The 21,982-nt window shown below is 67.0% G+C and carries 16 protein-coding genes; 13 read left to right on the top strand and 3 right to left on the bottom strand.

Translation table 11 applies throughout. The annotated features are described in order from the left end of the window. Positions 1-2 precede the first annotated feature (2 nt). From M9978_RS03540 to M9978_RS03480, 13 genes are all read left to right on the top strand, one after another. Positions 3-1,496: an FAD-linked oxidase C-terminal domain-containing protein gene (locus tag M9978_RS03540; RefSeq protein ID WP_254291479.1), complete on the top strand. Its 1,494-nt coding sequence runs from the start codon at positions 3-5 to the stop codon at positions 1,494-1,496. Continuing rightward, positions 1,496-2,590, top strand: a complete 1,095-nt coding sequence (gene glcE, locus M9978_RS03535) for a glycolate oxidase subunit GlcE (RefSeq protein ID WP_254291478.1) — start codon at positions 1,496-1,498, stop codon at positions 2,588-2,590. The genes M9978_RS03540 and glcE overlap by 1 nt, the downstream gene beginning before the upstream one ends. Then, on the top strand, positions 2,591-3,877 hold the full coding sequence (glcF, locus tag M9978_RS03530; protein WP_254291477.1) for a glycolate oxidase subunit GlcF: 1,287 nt from the start codon (positions 2,591-2,593) through the stop codon (positions 3,875-3,877). It begins immediately after the preceding gene. Positions 3,878-3,947: 70 nt separating this feature from the next. Further along, on the top strand, positions 3,948-5,321 hold the full coding sequence (locus M9978_RS03525; RefSeq protein ID WP_254291476.1) for a glycoside hydrolase family 140 protein: 1,374 nt from the start codon (positions 3,948-3,950) through the stop codon (positions 5,319-5,321). Next, entirely contained in the window at positions 5,318-6,526 is a 1,209-nt protein-coding gene (gene rhmD / locus M9978_RS03520) for an L-rhamnonate dehydratase (RefSeq protein ID WP_254291475.1), read from the top strand. Before M9978_RS03525 ends, rhmD begins: the two co-directional genes overlap by 4 nt. An 18-nt stretch (positions 6,527-6,544) precedes the next feature. Further along, positions 6,545-7,402 carry a fumarylacetoacetate hydrolase family protein gene (locus M9978_RS03515; RefSeq protein WP_254291474.1) on the top strand — a complete coding sequence of 286 codons (858 nt, stop codon included), beginning with the start codon at positions 6,545-6,547 and terminating at the stop codon, positions 7,400-7,402. Beyond that, on the top strand, positions 7,399-8,160 hold the full coding sequence (locus tag M9978_RS03510; protein WP_254291473.1) for an SDR family NAD(P)-dependent oxidoreductase: 762 nt from the start codon (positions 7,399-7,401) through the stop codon (positions 8,158-8,160). Before M9978_RS03515 ends, M9978_RS03510 begins: the two co-directional genes overlap by 4 nt. 1 nt (position 8,161) lies before the next feature. Further along, positions 8,162-9,073: an amidohydrolase family protein gene (locus M9978_RS03505; RefSeq protein WP_254291472.1), complete on the top strand. Its 912-nt coding sequence runs from the start codon at positions 8,162-8,164 to the stop codon at positions 9,071-9,073. A gap of 2 nt (positions 9,074-9,075) precedes the next feature. Continuing rightward, positions 9,076-12,150, top strand: coding sequence for a family 78 glycoside hydrolase catalytic domain (locus M9978_RS03500; RefSeq protein ID WP_254291471.1), 3,075 nt, complete (start codon positions 9,076-9,078; stop codon positions 12,148-12,150). A 15-nt stretch (positions 12,151-12,165) separates the two neighbouring features. Continuing rightward, complete coding sequence (locus M9978_RS03495) at positions 12,166-12,834, top strand: aspartate/glutamate racemase family protein (protein WP_254291470.1); 669 nt, start codon at positions 12,166-12,168, stop codon at positions 12,832-12,834. Then, positions 12,831-14,084: an MFS transporter gene (locus tag M9978_RS03490; protein WP_254291469.1), complete on the top strand. Its 1,254-nt coding sequence runs from the start codon at positions 12,831-12,833 to the stop codon at positions 14,082-14,084. The genes M9978_RS03495 and M9978_RS03490 overlap by 4 nt, the downstream gene beginning before the upstream one ends. A gap of 35 nt (positions 14,085-14,119) precedes the next feature. Beyond that, positions 14,120-15,517: a glycoside hydrolase family 140 protein gene (locus tag M9978_RS03485; RefSeq protein ID WP_254291468.1), complete on the top strand. Its 1,398-nt coding sequence runs from the start codon at positions 14,120-14,122 to the stop codon at positions 15,515-15,517. Further along, complete coding sequence (locus M9978_RS03480; protein WP_254291467.1) at positions 15,514-17,565, top strand: beta-galactosidase; 2,052 nt, start codon at positions 15,514-15,516, stop codon at positions 17,563-17,565. Before M9978_RS03485 ends, M9978_RS03480 begins: the two co-directional genes overlap by 4 nt. On the opposite strand, the gene M9978_RS23270 is transcribed toward M9978_RS03480, so the two are convergent. Genes M9978_RS23270 through M9978_RS03465 form a run of 3 tightly spaced genes read right to left on the bottom strand, consistent with a single transcriptional unit; the run spans position 17,562 to position 21,923 of the window. Continuing rightward, a complete protein-coding gene (locus tag M9978_RS23270; protein ID WP_254291466.1) occupies positions 17,562-18,836 on the bottom strand; it encodes a four-carbon acid sugar kinase family protein in 1,275 nt (424 codons plus the stop codon). The two genes, M9978_RS03480 and M9978_RS23270, sit on opposite strands and share 4 nt — an antisense overlap. Then, the gene (locus M9978_RS03470; protein ID WP_254291465.1) at positions 18,833-20,095 is read right to left on the bottom strand and encodes a ribulose-bisphosphate carboxylase large subunit family protein; all 1,263 of its coding nucleotides are present in this window, start codon (positions 20,093-20,095) and stop codon (positions 18,833-18,835) included. The genes M9978_RS23270 and M9978_RS03470 overlap by 4 nt, the downstream gene beginning before the upstream one ends. 1 nt (position 20,096) lies before the next feature. Further along, positions 20,097-21,923 (bottom strand): beta-L-arabinofuranosidase domain-containing protein, encoded by a 1,827-nt coding sequence (locus tag M9978_RS03465; protein ID WP_254291464.1) that lies wholly within the window; start codon positions 21,921-21,923, stop codon positions 20,097-20,099. Between the last annotated feature and the right edge of the window lie 59 nt (positions 21,924-21,982).

The following is a 21,982-nucleotide window of genomic DNA, read 5'->3' as shown; positions in this document are numbered from 1 at the left end:
CCATGTCGCTCGTCATGCCCGCACCCGATCCCGCCACGCTGGCAAAGCGGGCGGAGATCGTCGCGGCGCTGCGGGCGATCGTGCCGGGCGAGGGCGTGATCGACGACATCGAATCGCTGCGCGCCTATGAGAGCGATGGCCTTACCGCCTATCGCCAGCCGCCGATGGTGTGCGTGCTGCCCGAAACCGTCGAGCAAGTCGCCGCGATCCTGCGTTGGTGCCACGGCAATCGCGTGAAGGTGGTGCCGCGCGGTGCAGGCACGTCGCTGTCGGGCGGTGCGTTGCCGCTTGCCGATGGGGTGCTGCTCGGCATGGCGCGCTTCAACCGCGTGCTCGACATCGACTATGCCGATCGCGTCGCGGTTGTGCAGCCGGGCGTCACCAATCTCGCCATCACCTGCGCGGTCGAGGATGCGGGTTTCTACTATGCCCCCGATCCGTCGAGCCAGATCGCCTGCACGATCGGCGGCAATGTCGCGGAAAATTCGGGCGGCGTGCACTGCCTCAAATATGGCCTCACCACCAACAACGTCCTCGGTGTCGAACTGGTGACGATGGAGGGCGACGTGATCCGGCTTGGCGGACGCGGCCTCGAACCCGCGGGTCTCGACTTGCTCGGTGTGATCGTCGGCTCCGAAGGGCTGCTCGGCGTGGTCACCGAAGTCACCGTGCGAATCCTGCCGCGCCCGCAGACCGCACAGGCGCTGCTGATCGGTTTCCCCAGCGTCGAAAGCGCCGGCCAGTGCGTCGCCGACGTCATCGCTGCCGGCATCATCCCGGCGGGCATGGAGATGATGGACCGCGCCGCCGTCCACGCCGCCGAGGATTTCGTCCATGCCGGCTATCCGCTCGACGTCGAGGCGTTGCTGATCGTCGAGCTGGACGGCCCCGTCGCGGAATGCGGGCATCTCTCCGGCGAGGTCGAGCGCATCGCCCTTGCCAATGGCGCCGTCTCGGTCCGTGCCTCGGTGGACGAGGCCGAGCGCATCGCCTTTTGGGCCGGGCGCAAGGCGGCGTTCCCGGCGGCGGGCCGCCTTTCGCCCGATTATTACTGCATGGACGGGACCATTCCGCGTCGCCGCCTTCCGCACGTGCTCAACCGTATGAACGAGCTGTCCGGGCAATATGGCCTCGGCGTGATCAACGTCTTCCACGCCGGCGACGGTAACCTCCATCCGCTGATCCTGTACGACGCCAACCAGCCCGGCCAGCTCGAGGCGGCAGAGGCGTTCGGCGCCGATATCCTGCGGCTGTGCGTCGAGGTGGGCGGGGTGCTGACCGGCGAGCATGGCGTCGGCGTCGAGAAGCGCGACCTGATGCCGGTGATGTTCAGTGAGGCCGATCTGGCGCAGCAGCAGCGCGTCAAATGTGCGTTCGACCCCGAGTTGCTGCTCAACCCCGGCAAGGTCTTTCCGGAGCTTCACCGTTGTGCCGAACTGGGCCGGATGCACATCCATCGGGGCGAAGTGCCATTTCCTGATTTGCCGCGCTTCTGATGCTGCGGCCTGCTTCCATCGGTGACTTGTGCGAGGTGATCGCGGCAGGCGAAAAGCTCCGCCTGCGCGGGGGCGGAACCAAGGACACGGTCGGCGCGCCATGCGAGGCTCAAGTCGTCGACATGCGCAGCTTTGCCGGCGTGATCGACTACGACCCGCCCGAGCTGGTGCTGACGGTCGGTGCCGGAACGCCACTCGCCGAGATCGAGGCGCTGGTGGCAGGCGAAGGCCAGATGCTCGCCTTCGATCCCTTCGACCACGCGCGGATGCTGGGCAGCGAAGGCGCGGCGACGATCGGCGGCATCATTGCCGCAGGCGTGGCCGGCCCGGCCCGCCTTTCGCGTGGCGGCGTGCGCGATCATCTGCTCGGCTTCACGGCGGTCTCGGGCCGCGGCGAGAAGTTCGTCGCGGGCGCGAAGGTGGTCAAGAACGTCACTGGCTACGACCTGCCCAAGCTGATGGCGGGCAGCTGGGGCCGGCTCGCCGCGCTGACCGAAGTCACGCTAAAGGTACTGCCCGCACCGCGCACGCGACGGACGCTGATCCGCCGAGGTCTCGATGCGGCACAGGCGGTCGCGGCAATGGCTTATGCGCTCGGCACCGCAGCCGAAGTCACCGCCGCAGCGCATCTGCCGGATTGGCAGGGCGGGGCGGTCACCGCGATCCGGCTCGACGGTTTCACGGAGTCGATCGCGGCGCGCGCGGCGATGCTGCCTGAGTTCGAGCCGGCCGAGGACGCCGACGCGCTGTGGACTGCTGTCCGCGACGCTGCCCCGCTGCCGCTCGATCGCCCGCTGTGGCGGTTGATCGTCGCGCCCGGCAAGGCGCCGGGCGTGATATCGGCACTACCCCATGCGGCATGGCTGTTCGATTGGGCGGGTGGCCTGATCTGGCTCGCCACCAACGCCGATCCCGCTGTGATCCGAACCGCAGCTGAAGCTGCTGGCGGGCACGCGATGATCTTCCGCGCCGATGCGGCGATGCGCGCGGCCGTTCCCACGCTGCACCCACAGCCACCCGCGCTCGCCGCGCTCGAAGCCCGCGTGCGCCGCGCCTTCGATCCCAATGGCGTGTTCGAAACGGGGCGCTTCTAGATGCAGACCCGCTTCTCGCCCGAACAACTCGCCGATCCCGCAATGGCCGCGTCGGAAGGCGTGATCCGCAAATGCGTGCATTGCGGTTTCTGCACCGCGACTTGCCCGACCTATGTGCTGCTCGGCGATGAGCTCGATAGCCCGCGCGGGCGCCTCTATCTGATCAAGGACATGCTGGAGAACCAGCGCGAGCCGGGGCCTGAGACGGTCAAGCATGTCGACCGCTGCCTCTCCTGCCTGTCGTGCATGACGACCTGCCCGTCGGGTGTGAATTACATGCACCTCGTCGATCATGCGCGGGCGTACATCCATGAGAATTACCGCCGCCCGTGGCATGAGCGTGCGGTGCGGCGGCTGCTGGCGGCCGTGCTGCCCTATCCCGGCCGCTTCCGCGCCGCGCTGACGCTGGCGAAGCTTGGCCGCCCGTTCGCGCCGCTGTTTGCGGGCGTGAAGCCGCTTGCCGCGATGCTGGCGATGGCGCCCCGGCGAATCCCCGCCGCAACGCCCCCCTCGAACGCCGCCGTCCCCGGCGCCAAAGGCCGCGTTGCCCTGCTGCAAGGCTGCGCCGAACCGGTCCTCAAGCCCGAATACCGCGCCGCCGCGATCCGCCTGCTCAACCGCGCCGGCTATGACGTGGTGTTCGCTCCCGGCGAAGGTTGCTGCGGCGCGCTGGTCCATCATATGGGCCGCGAGTCCGACAGCCTCGCCGCCGCGCGCCGCAACGTCGACGCCTGGATGCGGGAGATCGAAGGGCAGGGCCTCGCCGCGATCGTCGTCACCGCCTCGGGCTGCGGCACGATGGTCAAGGACTATGGCTTCATGCTGCGGAACGACCCCGCTTATGCCGAGAAGGCGGCGCGGGTGTCGGCGCTGGCGAAGGACATTTCCGAACTGCTGATCGAAGCCGATCTCCCGCGCGGCGACGGTCGCGGCCTTACCGTCGCCTATCATGCCGCCTGCTCGCTCCAGCACGGCCAGAAAGTCACCGAAGCGCCTAAGCGGCTGCTGGCTGCGGCGGGTTTCGCCGTCCGAACGCCGGTCGAGGCGCATCTTTGCTGCGGTTCGGCGGGCACTTACAATATCCTCCAGCCCGAGATCGCGGGGCAACTCGGCGCGCGGAAAGCGGCGAACATCGCCCAGCTCGGCGCCGATGTCATCGCCACTGGCAATGTCGGCTGCGCGATGCAGATCGCCCGCTATTCGGGTACGCCGGTCGTCCATACGATCGAACTGCTCGACTGGGCGACGGGCGGGCCGCGGCCGGCCGCGCTAGCGCTTGCCAAATAGTATGATCATATTTAGAATATCGCCCGTTCGTCGGCATGAGATTCCGGCAGCATTTCGGGAGTGGAATCGTATGAACGCGCGCAAGCTCATGCTCGCCGTCACCCTGGCGCTGACACCCGTCGCGGCATCGGCGCAGACTCCGCCGCTCACCGTTTCGGCCAACCACCGCTATCTCGAGGCCGGGGGCAAGCCGTTCTTCTGGATGGGCGATACCGCCTGGCTGCTGCTCAGCCGCCTGAACCGCGAAGAAACCGACTTCTACCTCGCGACGCGCCAGCGGCAGGGCTTCAACGTCATCCAGGTGATGGTCCTCCACACCAACAAGATGACGAACCGCTACGACGCCCCCGCTTTGGTCGAGGGCGATCCCGGCCGCCCGCGCACGACGCCCGGAAATGACCCGGCCAAGGCCGGCGAGTATGACTATTGGGACCATCTCGACTGGGTGGTCGAGCGCGCCGCCGCGCACGGCATCTATGTCGCGATGGTCCCCGCCTGGGGCGATCTGGCGATGGAGCGCCAGCTCAACGAGAAGAATGTCGCGACCTATGCCCGCTTCATGGCGGAACGCTATGGCAAGGCGCCCAACATTGTCTGGCTCAACGGCGGCGACACCCGCAGCGAGATGCGCAGCGCGGTGTGGGACGCGCTCGGCACGACGATCAAGAAGATCGCGCCAAGGCAGCTGATGACCTTCCACCCGATCGGCCGCACCGCTTCCTCGTGGCAGTGGCACGAGGCGCCCTGGCTCGACTTCAACATGTTCCAGTCGGGCCACCGCAGCTATGCGCAGGAAGGCCCCAATGCGATCGCCGAGGATAATTGGCGCTATGTCGCACAGGATCTCGCGCGCACCCCGCCCAAGCCGACGATCGACGGCGAGCCGAGCTACGAGAACATCCCGCACGGCCTGCACGAGCAGAACCAGCCGCGCTGGCAGGCCGCCGATGTCCGCCGCTACGGCTGGTGGGCAGTGATGGCCGGCGCCTTTGGCCACAGCTATGGCGAGAACCATATCATGCAGTTCTTCGCGGCCGGATCGAAGGACGCCAATTTCGAACCCAATCTGCACTGGCGACCCGCGATCGAAGCGCCCGGCGCAACCCAGATGCGCCATCTGCGCACTCTGATCGAATCGCGTCCGATGCTCGAACGCGTGCCGGACCAGAGCCTGATCCGCGACAACGGCACCCGCTACGACCGCGTCGCCGCCAGCCGCGGCAAGTCCTACGCCTTCGCCTACAGCTATACCGGCGCCCCGTTCACGATGAAGCTCGGCGCGATCGCCGGCCGTCAGGTCAAGGCGAGCTGGTACTCGCCGCGCGACGGCGCGTTCACGCCGATCGCGACGTTCGCCAACCGCGGCGAGCGCCGCTTCGACCCGCCCGGCGAAACCAAGGCCGGCAACGACTGGGTCCTCGTCCTCGATGGAACCGACAAATGACCAAGGAATCCTTCACGGGTCTTCCCAAGATCAAGCATGTCCGGGCGTACACGGTGCGCGGTGGCGGTGCGGACTATCACGATCAGGGCGAAGGCCACTGGATCGACGATCATATCGCGACGCCGATGTCGCGCTATCCGGAGTATCGGCAGTCGCGGCAGAGCTTCGGCATCAATGTGCTCGGCACTTTGGTGGTCGAGCTTGAGGCCGAGGACGGCACGATCGGCTTTGCGGTGACCACTGGCGGCGAGCCGGCGTGTTTCATCGTCGAGAAGCATTTGTCGCGCTTCCTGATCGGCCGCAGCCCGGCGGAGTATGAGAAGATCTGGGACCAGATGTACTTCTCGTCGCAATATTATGGCCGCAAGGGCCTGGTGGTGAACGCCATCTCGGGCGTCGATCTGGCGATCTGGGATCTGCTCGGCAAGCTGCGCGGCGAGCCGGTCTATCACATGCTCGGCGGCGCGGTGCGCGACGAGCTGCAATTCTATGCCACCGGCGCGCGGCCCGATCTGGCGAAGGAGATGGGGTTTATCGGCGGCAAGCTGCCGCTGCATCACGGCCCGGCCGAGGGGCTGGAGGGCTTGCAGAAGAATATCGAGCAACTCGCCGACATGCGCGCCAGGTGCGGCGACGATTTCTGGCTGATGCTCGATTGCTGGATGAGCCTCGACCTCGATTACGCCACCCGCCTCGCGCATCGCGCGTACAATGAATGCGGCCTCAAATGGATCGAGGAGGCGCTCAGCCCCGACGATTATTGGGGCTATGCCGCGCTCAAGAAGAACGCGCCCAAAGGGCTGCTGGTCACCACTGGCGAGCATGAGGCGACGCGCTGGGGCTTTCGCATGCTGATGGACATGGACTGCTGCGACATTATCCAGCCCGATGTCGGCTGGTGCGGCGGCGTGACCGAGCTGATCAAGATCGCCAACTATGCCGACAGCCGCGGCGTGATGATGGTCCCGCACGGCAGCAGCGTCTACAGCTATCACTTCGTGATCACGCGCCACAACTCGCCCTTCGCCGAGTTCCTGATGATGCACCCGGGACCCACCGAAGTGGTACCGATGTTCGCGCCCCAGCTGCTCGGCGAGCCGGTGCCCGTCAACGGCAAGATCCGCGCGAGCGAGCTCGACAAGCCCGGCTTCGGGGTCGAGCTCAACCGCGAGATCGCGCTCCACCGCCCCTATCCCAACGATTGAACCCAAAGGACTGAACCCATGAAGCTCTGCCGCTATGGCGCCCCGGGTGCCGAGAAGCCCGGCCTGATCGACGCCGATGGCCGCATCCGCGACCTCTCCAACTATGTCGCCGACATCGACGGCAAGACGCTCTCGCCCGAGACGCTCGCCAACCTCACCGGGGTCGATCCGGCGACGCTCAAGCTGGTCGAGGGCGAGGTGCGCTATGGCCCGTGCGTCGCCGGCACGCGGCAGTTCGTGGCGATCGGCCTCAACTATGCCGACCATGCCGCCGAATCGAACCTGCCGATCCCCGAGGAGCCGGTGGTGTTCAACAAATGGGTGAGCTGCATCCAGGGGCCGAACGACCCGGTCACCATCCCCAAGGGCAGCAGGAAGACCGACTGGGAGGTCGAGCTCGGTATCGTGATCGGCACCGCCGCGCACAACATCACCGAAGACCAGGCGCTCGATCATGTCGCCGGCTATTGCGTGATCAACGACGTGTCCGAACGCGAGTGGCAGACCGAGCGCGGCATGACCTGGGACAAGGGCAAGGGGTTCCCGACCTTTGGCCCGATCGGCCCCTGGCTGGTGACGAAGGACGAGGTCGGCGACGTCCACAACCTGTCGATGTGGCTCAGCGTCAACGGCAAGAAGGTACAGAATGGCTCGACCGCGACGATGATCTTCAACGTGCCGCAGATCGTCGCCTATTGCTCGCAGATCATGACGCTGCTGCCGGGGGACGTGATCACCACCGGCACCCCGCCGGGCGTCGGCCTCGGCCAAAAGCCCGAGCCCTGGTATCTGAAAGCCGGCGACGTGGTCGAACTCGGCATCGAGAAGCTCGGGCAACAGCGCCAGGACTTCGTCGCATGGGATGCGGCCAAGTGAGCGGCGCCGTCAGTTCCTGGGCAGGCCGGTTCGCGGGCCGCACCGCCGTGATCACCGGCGGCGCGTCGGGCCTCGGCAAGGCGGTCGCCGCGCGCATCGTCGCCGAGGGCGGCAGCGTCGCTTTGTGGGATCTCAACCCTGAAACGCTGGCTGCGGCGAAGGCCGAGGTCGGCGCGAGCGATGTTCAGGCACTCGACGTGTCCGACCTCGCGGCAGTCGAGGCAGCTGCCAAGGCCAGTGCCGCCGCGCTCGGCAAGGTCGACATTCTGGTCTGCTCGGCGGGCATCACCGGCGCCACCGTGCCGGTGCACGAATTCCCGATCGACAGCTGGCTGCGTGTGTTCGACATCAACGTCAACGGCCTGTTCTATTGCAACCGCGCGATCGTGCCGCTGATGCTGGAACAGGGCTATGGCCGGATCGTCAACATCGCCTCGGTCGCGGGCAAGGAAGGCAACCCCAACGCCAGCGCATACTCCGCGTCGAAGGCGGCGGTGATCGGCCTCACCAAGTCGCTCGGCAAGGAGCTGGCAGGCAAGGGCGTCATCGCCAACACGCTGACACCGGCGACGTTCGAGAGCCCGATCCTCGATCAGCTGCCGCAGAGCCAGGTCGATTATATGCGCTCGAAAATTCCGATGGGCCGCCTTGGCGAAGTCCATGAAAGCGCCGCGATGGTGTGCTTCATGGCGAGCGAGGAATGCAGCTTCACCACCGCCTCGACCTTCGACACGTCGGGCGGCCGGACCACCTTCTGATATGGCAACCCGTCCGCCTCTGGTCGATCCGCACGTCCACCTGTGGGACCTCGCGCACATCCGCTACCCCTGGCTGACGGGGCCGTTCGACAGCGACAATCCCAATGGCAGCGTCGAGCCGATCGCGGTCGACTATCCGCTCGACGCCTATCTCGCCGATGCGGGCAAATGGGATGTGCGCGGGATCGTGCATATCGATGCGGGGGCGGATCCGGCGGATGCGCTCAAGGAGACGGAGTGGCTGCAGGCCATGGCGGATCAGCGGGGCCTGCCGAGCGGCATCGTCGCCTTTGCCGCGCTCGATGATCCGCAGGTCGAGAACCTCCTCGCCGCGCATGTCGAGCATGCCAATGTCCGCGGCATCCGCCACATCATCAACTGGCACCCCGATCCCGCGCGCAGCTATTCGCCGGCCGATGTGACGACGACGAGTGCGTGGATGCGCGGTTTCGGGCTGCTCAAGAAGTTTGGCCTGAGCTTCGACCTGCAAGCTTATCCCGGCCAGTTCGCGCATCTCGCGGCGCTGATCGCCAAGCATCCCGAGACTCAGGTGATTCTCAACCACACCGGCATGGCGATCCCGGGCGATATGGACGGGTGGGAGACATGGCGCCGCGGCATGGCGGCGTTCGCCGGGCTGCCCAATGTCGCGGTGAAGATCTCGGGCATGGGCTTTACCTGGCGGCCCTGGGCGCTGGAGCAGGCGCGGGCCTATGTACTGGAAACGATCGACCTGTTCGGCACCGATCGCTCGATGTTCGCGAGCAACTTCCCGACCGACAAATTGTTCGGCAGCTTCGACCAGCATTTCGACGCCTATGACGCGATCACCGCGGACTTTTCGGGCGAAGAACGCGCCGCGCTGTTCGGCGGCAATGCCAATCGAATCTACCGGTTGGGGATGGAGCTGTAGCCGTGCGTGTCGTTGATCTTCGCGCCGAATATACGGTTGACCTGCTCGGCACCGAGGTGCGGCATCCGCGGCTGTCGTGGCGGATCGAGGGGGCGGCGAAGCAGCTTGCCTGTCGCATCCGCGCCGCCGTCGGCGAAACCGCGCTCGGCGAAGACGATTTGCTGTGGGACAGCGGCACCGTTGCCGGCGATGCGACATTCGACATCGCCTATGGCGGCCCCGCGCTCGCTTCGATGCAGCGGGTCTGGTGGAGTGTCGAAGTCACCAGTGACGACGGCACCGCCCGTTCCGGCGCGTCATGGTTCGAAGCGGGGCTGCTCTCGCCGGACGACTGGCGCGGCGAGTGGATCGAGGCCGAGGACGCGTTCGCCGCCGCCGATCGCGCCGCTGGGGTGAATTGGGTGTGGGGCGAGACCTCGCTCGACGCGCGCCCGCACGCCTTTCGGCTCGATTTCGACGCGCCGGCCGATCTCGTCCGCGCCGAGGTGCTGATCGCGGGCAAGGACCATCTGCGCGGTGTGTGGGTGAACGGCGCCAAATCGCCGCTCGACTGGCATTTCGACTGGGACACCTATCTGCCCTTCTGGGGGACGCTCGGCGCTTATGACGGCGAGGTGACGCCCGGGCGCAACAGCGTCTGCGCGCTGGTCGAGGCGGATACGACGGGCTTCTTCCCGGTCGATGGCGGTGCCTTCGCCGCGTTGATCCGGCTGCATCGCGCGGACGGCAGCGTCGAGCGGATCGTGGGCAAGGCGTTCCGCGTGCTCGCCGATCCGCCTTCGGGCTGGACTGACACCGGTTTCGATGCGGGCGGCTGGGCGCCGGTCGTCGCGAGCACCAGCTGGGCGCAGGGCGATCCCCGCCCGAGCGAGCCCGCGATGCTGCTGCGCACCGGCTTCGAGGTGACCAAGCCCGTCGCCGCCGCGCGGCTCTACGCCACCGCGCTCGGCGCCTATGATGCGAGCATCAACGGGCAGCCGGTGTCCGACGCGATCCTCGCGCCGGAGATCACCGTCGCCCGGAGTCATATCCTCTACCAGAGCTACGACGTCACCGCGCTGATCGCGCAGGGCGGGAACGTCCTGGGCGCGACGGTCGCTGACGGTTTTTACGCTTCGCCATTTGGGTGGCGGATCGAGCGCTATGGCTTCGGTCCTGCGCCGCGCCGTTTTCGCGCGATGCTGCGGGTGGACTACGCCGACGGGACGCAGGACTGGGTGACCACCGGTCCCGACTGGAAGATCGCGACCTCGCCGATCCTCAAGTCGGAGATCTATGACGGCGAGACGTTCGACGCGCGGATGGTGCAGTCCGGCTGGGATGCGCCCGGCTTCGACGACAGCGGATGGAGCGCCGTCACGCTCGGCGTCGCCCCGAACACGCGACTGATTGCCCAGACCTCGCCCGCGCTCGAACGCATGGGCGTCCTCGAACCCCGGTCGATCAGCGAGCCCAAACCGGGCCGCCATGTTCTCGATTTCGGCCAGAATTTCTCCGGCTGGGTCAGGCTCCGCGCCCGTGGTCCCGCCGGTACGACGATCCGCCTCAAATTCGCCGAGCTGCTCAATCCCGACGGCACGGTCGATCAGGCCAACCTCCGCCTTGCCCGCGCGACCGACACTTTCATTCTTGCCGGAACCGGCGAAGACGAGGTGTTCGAGCCTCGCTTCACCTATCACGGATTTCGCTACGTCGAAGTGGAGGGGACCTTCTCCGCGGTCTCGATCGACGATGTCGTCGGCGTGGTCGTGCACAGTGCCTGCGCTGAAACCGGTGCGCTGTCCTTTCCGGATTCGCCGCTGCTCCAGCAGATCGCGAACAATGCCTTGTGGGCGCAGCGCTCGAACTTCTTCGCGGTGCCCACAGATTGCCCGCAGCGCGACGAGCGCATGGGCTGGATGGGCGACATTCAGGTCTTCCTCGACGCCGCCGCGTTCAACATGGCGGTCGATCCGTTCATTCGCCGCTTCCTGCTGGAAGCCCGCGCCGCGCAGCGTGACGACGGTGCTTATCCGATTGTCGTGCCGCAGCCCTTGTCGTTCCCGGATGTGGTGACGGCGGGGTGGAGCGAGGCCGGGATCATCCTCCCCTGGCAGCTGTGGCAGCGCTATGGCGATACCGCGGTGATCGATGAGAACTGGGCCGCGATGGAGGCATGGATGGCCTTTGTCGCACGGTCCAATCCCGACCATATCTGGCGCGAGGACCGCGGCCTGGACCTGGGCGACTGGCTCTCGGTCGATGCCATCAAGCCCGACGACGAGACCACGCCGCGCGTCCTGTGCGCGACCGCTTATTGGGCGTGGAGCGCGCAGTTGATGGCCGAGATGGCGGAGGCGACAGGGCGCGACGCCGCGTGCTGGCGCATGTTACGCGCGGCGATCGGTGAGGCCTATGCGGCTGAGTTCGTGTCCGAAAGTGGCATTTGCGGCAATGGCAGCCAGACGAGCCAGGTGCTCTCGCTCGCTTTTGGTCTCGTTCCCGACGACCGCCGCGCCGCCGCCGCGCAGGTCCTCGCCGACGAGACCCGCGGGCGTGGCATGAAGCTGTCGACGGGCTTCCTCGGCACGCCCTATCTGCTCGACGTGCTGGCCGATGCCGGGCTGTGGGACGAGGTGTCGGGGCTGATGCTCCAGACCGGCTATCCGAGCTGGGGCTATATGCCCGAGCAGGGCGCGACGACGATGTGGGAGCGGTGGAACGGCGACACCGGCGATCTCAGCATGAACAGCTACAATCACTATGCGTTCGGCGCGGTGGTCGGCTTCTTCTGGCGCCGCCTCGCCGGGATCGCGCCAGCCGCGCCCGGCTTTCGCCGTATCGCGGTGCGGCCGGTGTGGCTGCCGCAAGTCGGGCGCGTATCGGCGAGCTACGAGTCGCTGGTCGGCACCATTGCGACCGAGACCGGCGGCGACGCGAACGGCCTAAACCGGCTCAAGCTGACCGTGCCTGCCAACGCCATTGCCGAGGTCGAGCTGCCCGCAGGAAACTGGCGGGGCGTCCCTGAAGATTCAGGCGAAAAGAGCGGCGTGCTGCGCTTCGAAATCGGCGCGGGCACCTACGAATTCATGAGATAACGGAGAGGGAACGCCATGCCGACGCTGGGACTGGTCCATAATTCGCCGATGCTGGCGGCGGTGTTCAACGAGATCGCGGCACGGGTGATGCCCGACGTCCGCATCCTCCACTTCGTCGATGAAAGCACGATCAAGAACACGATCGCCGCCGGACATCTGCAGAAAGCGACGATGCGGCAGGTGATCCGGCTGGTCGGATCGACCTTCGATGCCGGGTGCGACGTGGCGATGGTGACATGCTCGTCGATCGGGCGCGCGGTCGAGATGGCGGCGGAACTGTACGACCAGCCCGTGCTGCGCGTCGACCGCGCGATGGCCGAACAGGCAGTGGCGAGCGCGACGCGGATCGGCGTGGTCGCGACGCTCTCGACCACGCTCGATCCCACCGCCGACCTCGTCCGCCGCGTCGCCGCCGAGCAGGGCAAGGCGATCGAACTGACGCCGCACCTTTGCGAAGGCGCGTTCGAAGCGGTGATGGCCGGCGACGGCGCGACCCATGACCGCATCGTCGGCGAGGCGCTGACCGGCGCGATGGCCAATGTCGATGCGATCGTGCTGGCGCAAGCATCGATGGCGCGCGTCGTCGCGGCGCTGCCCGAGGGCGCGGTCAAGGCGCCGGTGCTGTCCAGCCCCGAACTCGGCATGTTGCGCGCGGCCGAAGTGCTGAAGGGGTTGGGGCAATGAAGAAGCGCCATGTCGTTCTCGGCTTTTTGGCGGGGCTTTCCGTCATCACCTTCATCGACCGGATGGCGATCGCGGTCACCGGGCCGACGATCCAGAAGGACCTTGCGATCACGCCGCAGCAATGGGGCTGGGTGCTGAGCGCCTATGTCATCGCCTATGCGGTGTTCGAGATTCCTTCCGGCGCGATGGGTGACAAGCATGGCTACCGCAAGGAGCTGACGCGCATCACCATCTGGTGGTCGTTCTTCACCGCGATCACCGCGCTGTGCCGCAACTTCTGGCAGCTCGCGACCGCGCGCTTCCTGTTCGGGCTCGGCGCGGCGGGCGCCTATCCGAATATGTCGGGCGTGCTCTACCGCTGGCTGCCGAAGCACGAGCGAGCGCGGGGGCAGGGGGTGATCTGGTCGGCGAGCCGGCTCGGCGGCGCGCTCGCGCCGCTGCTGCTGGTGCCGATGAACGTTTATCTCGGCTGGCAGGCCGTCTTCGCGATCCTGGGCGTGATCGGCATGGTCTGGGCGGTGCTGTGGTGGCGCTGGTATCATGACCGCCCCGCGGACCAGCCCGGCATCACGCCTGAGGAAGTGGCGGAGATCGGCAGCGACGAGGGCGGCGGGCATAGCGGTACGCCGTGGAAGAAGCTGCTCAGCCTGCCGCAGCTGTGGCTGATCAGCCTTGCCTATTGCTTCTACGCGTTCGGCAGCTGGTTCTTCTTCGGCTGGTTCCCGACCTGGCTGGTCAAGGGTGCGGGATTCACCGTGGCGGAGATGGGGCTGTACGGCTCGATCCCGTTCCTGCTCGGCATCGTCAGCAATCTGATCGGCGGCGTGCTGTGCGACCGGCTGGGCGCACGGATCGGGTTCAAAACCGCCTATCGGCTGATCACCAGCATCTGCCTGACGGTCACGGCAGCGCTGATCTTCGCAATGAGCGTGGCGACCGGCAAGCTGGCGATCGTCGTGCTGGCGGGCGCAGCGTTCGCGGTGATGGACCTGATGCTGCCCGCCGCCTGGGCGATGTGCATGTCGATCGGCGGGCGCCACGGCGGCGTCGCGACCGGGTTCATGAACACGGCGGGCAATCTTGGCGGATTCATCTGCACGGTGATCATCGGCTACATCATCGCCGGGACTGGCAGCTATGCGGTGCCGGTGCAGGGTGTGGCAGCGATGGTGCTGATCGCGGCGCTGTTGTTCGCGTTGATCGACAGTTCAAAGGGCTTCGACCAGAAGGCCGCGCCAGCACTCGCCTGACCTCGCCTTCACAACGGGCCGACAGGAGAGATCGGATGCGTTGGATCACATCGGCGCTCGCAGTTGCGATGTTCACGGGGCTGGCTGCGCCCGCGGCCGCGCAGGACCGCACGCCGCCGCTCAAGGTGTCGGCCAATGGCCGATACCTCGAAGCGGGCGGCAGGCCGTTCTTCTGGCTCGGCGACACCGGCTGGCTGCTGCTCGCCAAGCTCGATCGCGAGGCGACCGAACGCTATTTCGCCAAGCGCGCGGCGCAGGGCTACAACGTCATTCAGGTGATGATGCTGCACCGGCCGGAAATGGCGAACCCGGTGGCCGGCGCGGCGCTGATCGAGGGCGATTTGAAGCGTCCGCGCGTCACCCCCGGCAATGACCACGCCAAGCCCGGCGAGTATGATTATTGGGACCATCTCGATTGGGTGTTCGATCGGGCGGCGGCGCATGGTCTCTACATCGCGCTGGTGCCCGTATGGGGCGATTTCGCAGATTTCCGGCTGTTCAACACCGACACCGCGCCGGTCATCGGCCGCTTTGTGGCGGAGCGGTACAAGGGCAGGCGCAACCTGATCTGGGTGAATGGCGGCGACCGCTATGCCGAGCTGTCGCCCAATGCCTGGGATGCGTTGGGCAAGACGATCCGCGCGATCGATCCGGAACACCTGATGACCTACCACCCGGCGGGCCGCGCAAGCTCGTCATGGATGTTTCATCGCGCCGACTGGCTGGACTTCAACATGTATCAGTCGGGTCATCAGACCTATGCGCAGGACCAGCAGCTCAATGCGCGCGGGGAGGACAATTGGGTCTACACCGCCGACGATCTGTCGCGCACGCCGGCCAAGCCGACGATCGATGGCGAACCGAGTTACGAGAATATCCCGCATGGGCTGGATCGCGGACCCGAGCCGCGCTGGCAGGCGGCGGATGTGCGGCGTTATGCGTGGTGGTCGGTGCTCGCCGGGGCGTTCGGCCACAGCTATGGCGAGAACAGCGTCATGCAGTTCTTCATGCGCGGCGGGAAGGCGAACGCTTACTGGCCCAAATTGTCGTGGGACGAGGCGCTGGATGCGCCGGGCGGCACGCAGATGCGACACCTCAAGGACCTGATCCTGTCGCGTCCCTTCCTCGAGCGGGTGCCGGACCAGTCGCTGATCGTCGGCAACGGCAAGCGCTACGAGCGTGTCGCGGCGACGCGCGGGTCGAGCTATGCCATCGCGTACAGCTATACCGGCGCGCCGTTCCGCGTGCAGCTGGGCAAGATCAGCGGCATGCGCGTGCGCGCCGCCTGGTACGATCCGCGCACCGGTAAGACGCAGCTGATCGGCAGCGTCGCCAATCGCGGCCAGCGGCTGTTCACCCCGCCGGGGACGCCGGCGCCGGGCAATGACTGGGCATTGGTGCTCGACGATGAAGCCGCGGGGCGGCCCTTGTGAAGCGTATCCTGTCATGTCTCGCCGCGGCATTGCTGGCCGGTGGGTCGCCAGCGGCCGGGCAGACCGATGCGCCGCCGGGTCAGCAGCAATTCAAGCGGCTGTGGCTCGGCTCGGCCTGGTATCCCGAGCAATGGCCGGAGGCGCGCTGGGAAGAGGATTTGCGGCTGATGAAGGCGCACGGCGCCAACGTCGTGCGGATCGGCGAATATGGCTGGGCGCGGATGGAGCCGGCGGAGGGGCAGTACGACCTCGACTGGCTGGTCCGCGCGGTGCGGCTGGCGGCGAAATACGACATCAACGTCGTGATCGGGACGCCGAGCGACACGCCGCCAGCGTGGATGACCGCGAAATATCCCGATGTGGTTCAGATCAGGAGCGACGGCACGCCGGTCGCGCACGGGATGCGGCGGCATTTCTCGATCTCGTCGCAGCGTTATCGCATGTTTTGCCGCGAGATCGTCGGGCGGATGGCGCAGGCGCTGGGCAAGGAACCCAATGTCATCGGCTGGCAGATCGGCAACGAGCCGATCGACGAGAGCTATGATCCCGAAGCGCGTGCAGCGTGGGTGGCGTGGCTCAAGCAGCGCTATGGCACGCTGGACAAGCTCAACGAGGCGTGGACGACTCAATATTGGTCGCAGGCCTATTCGGCGTGGGAGCAGGTGCCGTTCAGCAGCGACAAGGCCAATCCCGGCTGGATGCTGGAGATGCGGCGCTTCATCACCGCGCAATGGGTGGCGTTCCACCGCAACCAGCTCGATGCGATCCGCGCACATGCGGCGCCAAAGCAGTTCATCACGATCAATTTCGGCGGGTTGGGCTGGGCGAACCGTTTCGACCGCTACGCCGCCAACCGCGACCTCGATTTCACCAGCTGGGACAATTATGTCGGGAGCGGCCACCTCAAGCCGTTTCGCAACGGCGCGACGCACGATCTGGTGCGCGGGTGGAAGCGCAAGAATTTCTGGGTGATGGAGATCCAGCCCGGCTATGTGAACTGGGCCGGGGTCAGCAACATGCTGCACCCGGGCGAGACGCGCGCGATGGCGTGGCAGGCGATCGGCCACGGATCGGACGGCATCCTCTATTGGCAATGGCGCAACGCGCGCAACGGGCAGGAGACGATGCACGGCGCGCTGGTCGGGCAGGACGGCACGCCGCTGCCGGTCTATGCCGAAGTCGCGCAGATCGGCCGCGAAATGGCGAGGGCGACGCCGGTGATCGCCGGGACGCATCCGGTGGCGCAGGTCGCGCTGCTGCAGGATTATGCCAGCCGCTGGGCGATCGATTTCCAGCTGCACCACAAGGATTACGACCAGATCGAGGTGCTGCTCGATTATTACGAGCCGTTGAAGCGCGCGCTGGGTGCGGTCGATATCGTCGAGGCGGAGGGCGCACCGCTGGCCGGCTACAAGCTGGTCGTGGCGCCGAGCCTGAACGTCATCACCGAAGCGACGGCGAAGCGGCTGGCGGACTATGTGCGCGGCGGCGGGCACCTGATTCTGGGGCCGCGCTCGGGGATGAAGGACGAATATAACCGGTTGCAGATGCAGCGGCAGCCGGGGCTGCTGGCCGAGCTGTTGGGCGGGCGGGTCGAGCAATATTATGCGCTGTTGGAGCCGGTCGCGGTCGGTAGCGGAACCGCGTCGGTGTGGGCCGAGCAACTGTCGGTGAGCGCGAAGGATGCCGAGGTCTTGCTGAGCTATGGCAAGGCCAATGGCTGGCTCGACGGTAAGCCGGCGGCGATCAGCCGGAAGGTGGGCAAGGGGCGGATCACCTATATCGGCGCGCTGATCGACGATGCGGTGATGAAGGGGCTGATCGATGTCGCGCTGGCCGGGGCGAAGGTGGAGCGGGACTTCGCGCTGCCCGAGGATGTCGAACTGATGACGCGCGAGGGGCAGGGGCGGCGGGTCGTCATCCTGATCAACCATGGCACGCAGGCACGGACGGTGGCGCTGCCGGCGGCGATGCGCGACGTGCTGGGCGGCGGGTCGGTGCGCTCGGTCGAGCTGAAGGAGGAAGGAGTGGCGGTGCTGCAGCGTTAGCCGCCGCGGCGCACCACCTCGAAGAAATCGTCGCCGCCCATCTGGCCGCCCTTGAGCACCAGTTCGAGTCCGTCGATCGCCGGGTCGGCGGCATGGGCGCGGACGAGTGGCGCGCCGCGCTCGATCGGGGCGGCCCAGGTCAGCGCGTCGATGCCGAGTTGCGCGACGCCGTGGCTGGAGGTGTCACCGCCCGCGAACAGCACGCGAGTGAGGCGCGCGCGGCGGACGATGTCGCTTGTGATGCGGCCGAGCGCTGCCCCGAGCTTTTCGCCGGCAGCGGACGCGTCGGTGTCGAGCGGGCCTTCGGCGGAGGCGATGACGGCGCGATTGCCGGAGGCGAGCGCGGCAAGCGCGGCGTCGGCGAGGCGGACTTCCTCGGCAGATGACCCTTCGACCAGCGCTGAGACGTCGGCACGGGCCACAGCGAAGCCGTCGCTCGTGCTGCGCGCGATCTGGCGTGCGGTGACGGGTGAGCAGCTGCCGCTGACGACGAGCAGGCGATCGGTTTCGGTGGCGGCCGGGAGCATGGGTTCGGACGCGCTCTCGCCGCTGCGCTGCCAGTCGAGGACCAGCGCGCGGGTGACGCCCGAGCTGCCGGCGGCGAAGCGGACGTTGCGGCTGCGCAGGATCGCACCGGTGGCGGCGAGATCGTCGAACGTCGTGCCGTCGAACAGCACCGCATCGGCGTTGGCGACCGCATCGAATGCGGCTTCGGCTTCGCCGGACTGGATGCGGTCGAGCGGGACCAGCGCGATGCGGGCGTCGGTCTGCGCGGCGAGGTGCCGGATCAGGTCGGCTTCGTGCATCGGGGTAACCGGGTGGCGCGACATGGTGGGGTGGCGGTCGATGCGGTGAACCTGCTCGCCCGCCGCGGCGAAGAGATTGCCGAACGCGACGTAGCGGCGCAGGTGCGGCGCGGCGACGACGATCGCGGCGGGGCCGCCGAAGATGCGCAGACCGATGTCGAGCGCGCGGCCGATCGAGCCGGTGTGCGGTGCGCTGTCGAAGGTCGAGCAGGTCTTGTAGTGGACGAGCGCCGCGTCGCTCAGCGCCGCGAACATCGCCGGCAGGTGAGCCTCCATCCATTCGGGTGAACGGCTGCGCGCGTCGCTGGCGATGCCGATGGCGCGGGCTTCGGGGAAGCGGGCGCGGAGTTCCGCGTCGGGCGGGCGCAGGAACAGCACGGCGGGCACGCCGCCTTCCGCCAGCTGCTCGAGCACATCGGTCGAACCGGTGAAATCATCGCCGATAAAGGCGTAGAGCGGCGTCACCCGCCGAACGCGCCGAGCGCCGCCTTGAGCTCGGGGGCGTCGTTCGCGGCCTGCTCGACCGGGACGCCGGCGACCGCGGCCTGCCACGCCTGTTGCAGCGCGCGGACGCCTGCTGCCGGGCCGCCGGGATGCGCCATGATGCCGCCGCCAGCGGCGAACATGCAGTCGACGCTGCCGAGCGCGGCGAAGGTCGGGGCGGCCTGTTTGGCGGACTGGCCAGAGGAGAAGACCGGCATGATCTCGCAGCCCGGATGGGGGGCAGGGAACATCGGCGTCAGGCATTCGCGCGCGGATGCGATCACGCTCTCGTTGCTCTCGCAGAATTTGTTGTCGATGCCGTTGACATGGGTGTGGTCGATGCCGGCGAGGCGCCACAATTTCTGGAAGGCGATGTAGCTCATGCCGATCGCGGGCGAGCGGCCGAGCATGCCCCAGCCATTGCGGTGGCCGTGGATCGGCAGCTGCGAATGTGCGCGCAGAACCTTCATCGCGGGCAGACCGATCGAGTTCATGCTCGCCATGACGCAGGTGCCGCCATTGGCGAGAACATGATCGTGGCGGGCGAGCATCTCGTCGATCTCGCCGGTGAGGTTGGCGGCGAACATCACCTTCTTGCCGGTGCGCTCGGCGTGGTCGTTGATGACGCGCATCACCGCGCTGACGCGTTCGCCGAACGGGCAGTGCGGGCCGTCGGCCTGCAACTCGTCGTCCTTGATGAAATCGACCCCGGCCTCGACCAGCACGCGGACCTGTTCGGCGGTGGCTTGCGGCGAAAGGCCGACGCTGGGCTTGATGATCGTGCCGATGATCGGGCGATCATACACCCCCGCCAGCTCGCGCGTGCCGGCGACCCCGAATTGCGGGCCTTGGTAGCGGGTGAGGAATTCCGGCGGCAGCGTGACGTCGATAAGGCGCAGGCCGGAGAATGCCTTCAGCTCCGACAGGTTGCCGTTGATCGTCGCGAGCAAATTGGGGAGCGAGAGGCCGAAATTGGAAATCGGCCAGGACAGGACGACGCGGGCGCGGCGGCGCTTGCCGTCCCAATTCTTCGGCGTGCCCGCGCCGGGGAGCGAAGGTTCGGCGACGTCGCCCAGCTCGACCAGTTGTTCGACACGCGCGGCGTGGGCCTCGCGCAGTTCGTCGGTCTCGCCGGGCACCCGGACGAAGGTTCCGGTGGATTGCTCGCCGGCCATCGTCGCTGCGGCCTGCGCCAGCGGGAAGGCGGTTTCGATCTCGTAGGTGGCGGTGACCCGGCTCATCTTACGCCGTCTTGAAGTAGGTCGTCGTGCGCTCGGTATCGACCGCATAGTATGGCACGAACACCAGGTTCCGCTCGCCGACCCGGGCGCGATAGGATTCGGGGTGGCCCGGCATCGGCGTGAGCGCGCCGGGGAGCGCGATCGTTTCCTTGTCGATGCCGTCCCACGGGTTGAGGCCGACATACATCACCGCACCACGCATCACCGCCTGCAAATTGGGGTTCTCCGGATCGATCGGAAGCGTGCGCAGCGGCTGCGGGATGGTCAGTTCGACCGTGTCGCCGGCCTTCCACGTCCGCGTGAGCGTGGCGAGCTGGCCGGGTACCGTGGGCATGCGCTTGCCATTGATGGTCAGCGTCGCATCCCTGGTCCAGGCGGGAATGCGCAGCTTGAGGCCGAAGCGGCCATTGCCGGCCTTGCGCACCTTGAGCTTGACCGTGTCGGCGACCGGATAGTCGGTTTCCTGCACGATCTCGACCGCGCCGCCGGGACGGTCCCACTTCACTTCGGACGGGGTGTAGAGGTTGACCAGCAAGTCATTGTCATCGTGGAAATAGGCGTTGAGGACATAGTCGGCGACGCCTTGAACCAGCGTGCCCGAGCAGCATGGCCATTTCTGGTGGTAATAGCGCTTTTCGCCCTTCGCGCCGTAGTCCGAATAATAGGGATAGCCGCCGTCGCTGTCGGGCAGGCGGGTGGCGAGCATCGTGTTGTACAGCGTGCGCTCGAGTCCGTCGCCATATTGCGCGTCGCCGGTGAAGCGGATGAGGTAGCGGGCGAGCTTCAGGTCGGCGAAGGCGCCGCACGGGGTCTCGAAGTGCGCCTTTGAGGTCTTGAGGCTCTTGGCGAGATTGCCCTGGCCGTGGACCACGAATTGCTCCTCCGGCCCCCAGCCGCCGCTGGCGAAGCGCTGCGGCTCCATGAACTTCCACGCGTTGATCAGCGCCTTGCGGTATTTGTCGTCGCCGAGGTGGAGATAGGCCTGCGCGCCCGAAGCGTTGCCGATCGTGTGGCTATAGGCGTGCTTGGTGGGCAAGACGTCCTGGCCGGCGGCCAGCGGATCGAACCACTCCTTGTCCAGCATATAGTGGACGGCCATGTCGTGATACTTCTTGTCGCCGGTGATCTCGGCGACGTGGAACAGGTTTTCCGAGAGGACATAGGTCTCGTCATAGGGCGGCTCGGTCTTGCCGATGCGGTCGCGCGAGACGGGCGAGATGTACGGGCGGCACTTTTCGATGATGATCGGCAGCAGCGACCTGGCCTGCTCGACACCGGACAGGCGATAGGCGTCGATCAGCCCGACGACGTACTTGTCCATGACATAGGCGGCCCACTGCGCCTGCGCCCTGGGGCCGGCATAGGGATTGGTCGCGGCGACCATCGCCTTGCCCCATTCGCTGACCAGCAATTTGACCTTGTCATGTGCCTGCTGGTCGCCGGTCGCCGCGCCATAGCGCGCGAGGCCGGAGATGTACTGGCCCAGCGTCAGCCCGGCGACGAAGCCGTCACGGTCATACCAGCCACCCATGTCGGGGCCGGGGGCGGGGAGGCCGGCATTCTGGCGGAAGACCTTGAGGATGCGGTCATTGTCGAGCGCGAGGAAGTGCGAATGGATGTGATCGAACTGGCGCTTGATGCGGCCGCCGGTGAGCTTGACCGCGCCATAGGGGAATTCGCGCATCGCCTCCTTGCCGCCGGGGCCGGACGCGCGGGTGCCGGTATATTGGGCGGCGAGCGCACTGGCCGGTAGCGCGCCGACGCTGGCGGCAGTGGTGGCACAGGCGGCGCAGTGCATGAAATGGCGCCGCGAAACTGCTTCGGTCATCGCTCGATCCCTCCTGCGGCCGGGCGCGATTCGGGCACCCTTGCCGATAGTCAGAATAT

This window comes from Sphingomonas tagetis (genome assembly GCF_024211275.1).
In the GTDB taxonomy this organism is placed as follows: domain Bacteria; phylum Pseudomonadota; class Alphaproteobacteria; order Sphingomonadales; family Sphingomonadaceae; genus Sphingomonas; species Sphingomonas tagetis.
Note: the sequence above shows the minus strand (reverse complement) of the source record. Positions and strands in the feature narration are given on the sequence as shown.

Excerpts from the sequence above, each read along its gene's own strand:
- M9978_RS03515 (WP_254291474.1), top strand. The coding sequence starts at position 6,545 with ATGAAGCTCTGCCGCTATGGCGCCCCGGGTGCCGAGAAGCCCGGCCTG.
- M9978_RS03495 (WP_254291470.1), top strand. The coding sequence starts at position 12,166 with ATGCCGACGCTGGGACTGGTCCATAATTCGCCGATGCTGGCGGCGGTG.
- glcF (WP_254291477.1), top strand. The coding sequence starts at position 2,591 with ATGCAGACCCGCTTCTCGCCCGAACAACTCGCCGATCCCGCAATGGCC.
- M9978_RS03505 (WP_254291472.1), top strand. The coding sequence starts at position 8,162 with ATGGCAACCCGTCCGCCTCTGGTCGATCCGCACGTCCACCTGTGGGAC.
- M9978_RS03465 (WP_254291464.1), bottom strand. The coding sequence starts at position 21,923 with ATGACCGAAGCAGTTTCGCGGCGCCATTTCATGCACTGCGCCGCCTGT.
- M9978_RS03525 (WP_254291476.1), top strand. The coding sequence starts at position 3,948 with ATGAACGCGCGCAAGCTCATGCTCGCCGTCACCCTGGCGCTGACACCC.
- M9978_RS03485 (WP_254291468.1), top strand. The coding sequence starts at position 14,120 with ATGCGTTGGATCACATCGGCGCTCGCAGTTGCGATGTTCACGGGGCTG.
- M9978_RS03540 (WP_254291479.1), top strand. The coding sequence starts at position 3 with ATGTCGCTCGTCATGCCCGCACCCGATCCCGCCACGCTGGCAAAGCGG.
- M9978_RS03470 (WP_254291465.1), bottom strand. The coding sequence starts at position 20,095 with ATGAGCCGGGTCACCGCCACCTACGAGATCGAAACCGCCTTCCCGCTG.
- M9978_RS03490 (WP_254291469.1), top strand. The coding sequence starts at position 12,831 with ATGAAGAAGCGCCATGTCGTTCTCGGCTTTTTGGCGGGGCTTTCCGTC.
- glcE (WP_254291478.1), top strand. The coding sequence starts at position 1,496 with ATGCTGCGGCCTGCTTCCATCGGTGACTTGTGCGAGGTGATCGCGGCA.
- rhmD (WP_254291475.1), top strand. The coding sequence starts at position 5,318 with ATGACCAAGGAATCCTTCACGGGTCTTCCCAAGATCAAGCATGTCCGG.